The following is a 4,867-nucleotide window of genomic DNA, read 5'->3' as shown; positions in this document are numbered from 1 at the left end:
TTTTTCATTTTTTTGAATTTATGTCTCTATTTGCAGCTAAAAATCATTCTAAAATGTTATTCTGTTTTTAGCATGTTGCCAATAATTGGAAAAACTGAACCTGCCTGTTACAAATTTCTTCTTTTAAACCTTTCAATTTTATACCATTGACCAAAGTAACATCCATCTCAATTTCAATGATATTTTTTTCCCAATTAATTAAAAATCGATCAAGGTAATCCACAGAAAATCCTTGGGTTTTCTTGATTTTATAAAGGATTTCCTGAAGATTATAGGGATTGGCCAAGAACTCCTGAGCTTTTTCAGGTGCATTGGTAATCAGCTGCCTTACAATGTTTGAACCATTTTCAATATATTGTTCCTCTTCGATAGGTCCCGAAGCAAACAACAAATATTCTACTACCTCAATAACACCATTAATGGAAATACTTAACTTCCCATTATGATTTTCTATTTGTACATTTTCCTTAATATTGCCCCATAAGTTCTTAAAATCGGAAATAATAAAATTTGGTAGGCCTGGACGTTTATCGATTGGAATAACCGCCTGTTTCGGTCCTTTGATGAAACAGGAGATTATTCCCAAACTAATTACTCCGATATAAAACAGCCTTTTCATTTCTTATACCACAGGTAATTAATTTCAATACTTTGAGATTCTTCCTCCACTAGAAGATCTAATCCTATTTAATTCTGCAGGTCCGCTATACCTAATAGCTCCCCCACTACTAGCTGAATATTGAGCCTCATCCAAAATATTTACAATAGCTTTTCCTGCACTACTTACCCTTACATCTCCAATGTTTGCCTCTAAATCTGAAGCCTTGAAGCTTCCCGCTGAGGAAACTCTAACTGTAAGTCGATCTGCCGTCCCCTTAATATTACAAGAACCAGCCGAACCAACATCTGCATTAACAGTCTCTGCATCAATTTGTAAAATTAAGGCACCCGCGCTACTAGCATTTAAGCTTAGATGTCCTACATGAAGTGCCTCATTAGATCTGATCTGAGCTGCAGATTCCACTCCCAAGTTGGTGATCACTGGCATTTGCACATAAATTCTTACCTTCCCTTCCTCAATGTCCTTGGTAGGGTAAATCAGAAGCTCATCCCCCTCTACATGGGTCATTATTTCACTAATCAAATTCTCATCAGTTTCCACCTCAACCCTAAAATTGTCAGCTTGGGTGATAAAAACCTTAATACCACGTCTTACTTCTATTTGAGTAAAATCTTTTAGTTCTCGTTCTTCTTTTATTACCTGTCCATTTCCTTTTATTTCCACATGGCTTTCAGGATGAATATTCAGTCGAAGAGCCACAATAAAAATTAGAATACCAGAAATCACAAATAAAAAAGCCCCCGTCAATAATTTATTACTTGTCTTCATGATTCTTCCTGTTATTGAGTGCCGAATTGTTTTTATATTCTTGCTGGTAAATGCCCTTAATATCTTCCAGGGTCATATTTAAGAGTTCTAATGTTTTGAAAAAGACTGGAAGTTCTTCTTTTATAAATATTTCTTTCTTAAGCATAAGCGTTTTGTTAAATCCTTCCTCCGTCACAAAATAACCTATCCCTCTTTTGTTAAAAATAATTCCTTGATCTTGTAGGTATGAAAAGGTCCGCATTGCTGTATTGGGATTTACCTCCATGTGTACTGCAGTTTCCCTCACAGATGGGATCTTCTCATTGGCATTCCATTTTTGCAAAAGGATGTTTTCGCAAATATGATCTGCTATTTGTAGATATATAGCTTTGTTGTCTTTAAATTCCATCTTACACCTCCCTCTCTTTAATTTTAAAATAGGTCACCACTAAGAAAAATGGGGCTAAAAGATATAGTATACCCTTTAGAATGTATTCCATCTCCTTTTCCACAAACAATCTAAAATCATAATTGAGATATTCGGACCTTATTTCAACTGATCCGGATGGTGAAGTAGGCAAAATGACCCAGGCCATAAAAGCTCCAATTAAAATCAGGGAAAATAACACTAATGCAAGTGTAAAATGTGTTTTCAGGAAATTATATTTCTTAAAATGACTAGCCCCTACCAGAAACAATGCATTGGATATTAGGTAAAGAATGATAATTACATCTACAGGCGTATCTAAATGAAAGGAAGTATTCAAAACGGGATAATTCCACATAGCAGCAAATGCCTTACCCAAGAATACTGCCAGGAAAATTATCAAAGAGCCTGCCAGGGCATACAAAATGGTTGTAGAAATCCAAGCTGCCACTGTCTTCTCTAAGGAAGAAGCCGGTAAAATCAAATAAGCAAATCCTTTTTCAGGGTTATTTAATTCGCTAAAAACATTGCTAGTAATAATTTGACTACCTAATGCAAAAAAGAACAAACCTGTTCCTAACATCACTTCCAGATCAAGGGCCCTATCCGCAACACAGTTGATTATCCCTATCATTAATAAAATCCCAGCCCCTGCACCAAAGGCTATAGCCAAAATGGATTGGTTGGTAACCAATTGCCGTTTAATCAGCAATCCTACACGCTGGATACTAAATGTATTCGTTTTTTCTTTCATTGCTTCTCTATTTAAAAGGCCTGATTGATCTTTTCCGTTTCTTCGATAATGCCCTTGAAGAGCAATTCCAGATCAATTCGGGAATCTTCTCCCAATTCATTTCTATGGATAGCTTCTACTCCACCTAAGTTCTCCTCCTTGTACAAGAGTGCCAGTTCCAAAGCTTCTTGCTTTCTCAACCTACTAAAGGACAGTGAAGAAGAAATCTCTTGCATGGTCCTATTAAAAATGATTTTACCATTTTCCAGTACCACAATATTATCGATTAGGTTCTCAATGTCTTTTACCTGGTGGGTCGAAATAATGAATCCCCTTTCTTCTGTCAAAGCCGAAGCAATTATCTTTCTAAACTGACTTTTAGAAGAAATATCAAGTCCATTACTTGGCTCATCCATTATCAGCCAGTTAGTATTGGTGGCCAATCCAAAGGCCAATATCACTTTCTTTTGCTGCCCATGGGAAAGAGCATTTAGCTTTTGATCGGCATCCAGTTCAAACTCTCTCAAATACCCCATGAAAGCCTCCCAATCAAACTTGGGATAAAATGGAGCATTCAATTGAACATACTTTTTGATTTTAAGAGATGGAAATGAGAATTGCTCAGGAATAATAAATATTTCTTGCAGGACCTCTGGGGTGCGTTCTTTTATTGGCTTCCCATCAATAAGACATGCTCCACCTTGGGGAAAAAGTAAACCCACCATATTCTTCAGTAAGGTTGTTTTCCCTGCTCCGTTTTTTCCCAATAAACCATAAACTTTCCCTATTTCGAGTTTAAGGTTAATGGCATCAAACAAAGGCTTTTTTTTCTTGTAGTGGAAGGTCAGTTCGTCGAGTTGTATCATAGCGTTTTCTTTAAATAAACCTTCTTTATTAGTGTTCTACATAACTAGTACACTACAAATCTAAACAACCTTTTTATAAATACAAATTTTATTTAAAAAATCGCTATATTTTTTTTCCAAAAACAATACTGTCGCACACAAATAAACCCTAAAAAGCGATGCTCAAAATTTGCCTGTTTAACCTTGTAGTTATTTAACACAAGAATAATAGCATTACCTAAAAAATAAACTCAAAAAATACACGAAAACCTATAAAGCATAACCATAGAACTAATTCAGATCATTTACCTTAATAGATATGGCACAAAAAAAAACGGAATAGACTATATAGTATATGCGTAGTATTATATGAAGTATTAATTGAGGGTTGGGTTGTGGGACAAGCCTGATGAGACAAGCAAAGAAAAGTTTGGTATCTAAAATAGAACTTAATGGAGCTTTGCACGAAATTATAATGAATGAATTTAAATAATGATATTAGATTAAATAAGTTAATGAAGTTGCCCAAGTCGGCACAAGTAATTAAAGGAGACGCCAATAGAACTATTGAGTAATTCCCCTTGGAATTATCGGCTGGTAACCGAAAAAGATTATCCGTTATCCATATTCATATCAATAGGAAAAAAAATAGGGAGAAGGTAACCATAGGTACACCTACTTTCAATTTAGGTAAAGTAAGGAAGGTTTTCAGCTGCTGAACTAAAGGAATGGGTTAAAAATCTTGAACAAGGTGTGAAATTCTGTATAGAAAATAGAGCCTAAGATCAATGGTTTAGTAATACTTGACTAAAATGATTTACTTAAGTCCTTAAACCTGAAATTATATTTATTTCTATCCTAACTATCTAATCTCTAATTATTAATTCGTAGTGAGCTTTTATTCCACTTGTTGGCAAATTTTAGGAACAAAATAAAATCCACCGAATTCCCAAGTAGATTGGGTACAGCGGATTTCAATAAATTTTTACTTAAAGAATTGAATCAACGTTTATTAAAGGGATTAATCGTAATTTATTTTTTAATAAGTTTCAGGGGAGTTTTTGATAAGACAAAGTTTTAATAGTTGGTTGTATTCTACTGATTAGTCTTAATACTTACCTTTTAATTGAGTTTAATGACTAATCCTAGGCTTAAGTTTTTTGGCTTCACGAATAAATTTTTTGACTTGTTGTTCAGAAGGAAGTTGGCTTGCAATATGCTTTTCCTTATTAACCGCTGTCATTTTAAGGAAAAGGTCATGCCCATCTTTATTCCCTAAAGATTTTAAATTATTCACTCCTGAGGCTTCCAGCAACTCACCATATTCACCACCCATACCGGGAATTCTATAAAGCTCTGCCTGATCGGCCCATTTTAGGAGTTCATCTTCCTTAATTCCTGTTTGCAAAGAAACTTGTTGCCTACCAGTTCGGTTTCCGCACATGTTCATTAGCTGCTCCATGGAATGAATATTTGCCTTTTGAAGCTTCCTG

6 protein-coding genes are annotated in these 4,867 nt (G+C 35.0%); all 6 read right to left on the bottom strand.

The genetic code is table 11. The annotated features are described in order from the left end of the window. Positions 1-67 precede the first annotated feature (67 nt). A complete protein-coding gene (locus E1171_RS07010; RefSeq protein WP_155205298.1) occupies positions 68-619 on the bottom strand; it encodes a hypothetical protein in 552 nt (183 codons plus the stop codon). Between the two features lie 24 nt (positions 620-643). Continuing rightward, complete coding sequence (locus E1171_RS07005; protein ID WP_155205297.1) at positions 644-1,390, bottom strand: head GIN domain-containing protein; 747 nt, start codon at positions 1,388-1,390, stop codon at positions 644-646. After that, positions 1,377-1,778 (bottom strand): GntR family transcriptional regulator, encoded by a 402-nt coding sequence (locus tag E1171_RS07000; protein ID WP_155205296.1) that lies wholly within the window; start codon positions 1,776-1,778, stop codon positions 1,377-1,379. The genes E1171_RS07005 and E1171_RS07000 overlap by 14 nt, the downstream gene beginning before the upstream one ends. A gap of 1 nt (position 1,779) precedes the next feature. Further along, positions 1,780-2,550: a hypothetical protein gene (locus E1171_RS06995; RefSeq protein WP_155205295.1), complete on the bottom strand. Its 771-nt coding sequence runs from the start codon at positions 2,548-2,550 to the stop codon at positions 1,780-1,782. An 11-nt stretch (positions 2,551-2,561) separates the two neighbouring features. Next, entirely contained in the window at positions 2,562-3,395 is an 834-nt protein-coding gene (locus E1171_RS06990; RefSeq protein WP_155205294.1) for an ABC transporter ATP-binding protein, read from the bottom strand. A gap of 1,111 nt (positions 3,396-4,506) precedes the next feature. Further along, a partial coding sequence (locus tag E1171_RS06985) for a DUF4332 domain-containing protein (protein ID WP_155205293.1) occupies positions 4,507-4,867 on the bottom strand: 361 nt, incomplete at its 5' end.

This window comes from Xanthovirga aplysinae (assembly GCF_009711365.1).
In the GTDB taxonomy this organism is placed as follows: domain Bacteria; phylum Bacteroidota; class Bacteroidia; order Cytophagales; family Cyclobacteriaceae; genus Xanthovirga; species Xanthovirga aplysinae.
Note: the sequence above shows the minus strand (reverse complement) of the source record. Positions and strands in the feature narration are given on the sequence as shown.

Coding starts and splice junctions, on each gene's coding strand:
- E1171_RS07010 (WP_155205298.1), bottom strand. CDS start 619: ATGAAAAGGCTGTTTTATATCGGAGTAATTAGTTTGGGAATAATCTCC.
- E1171_RS07005 (WP_155205297.1), bottom strand. CDS start 1,390: ATGAAGACAAGTAATAAATTATTGACGGGGGCTTTTTTATTTGTGATT.
- E1171_RS07000 (WP_155205296.1), bottom strand. CDS start 1,778: ATGGAATTTAAAGACAACAAAGCTATATATCTACAAATAGCAGATCAT.
- E1171_RS06995 (WP_155205295.1), bottom strand. CDS start 2,550: ATGAAAGAAAAAACGAATACATTTAGTATCCAGCGTGTAGGATTGCTG.
- E1171_RS06990 (WP_155205294.1), bottom strand. CDS start 3,395: ATGATACAACTCGACGAACTGACCTTCCACTACAAGAAAAAAAAGCCT.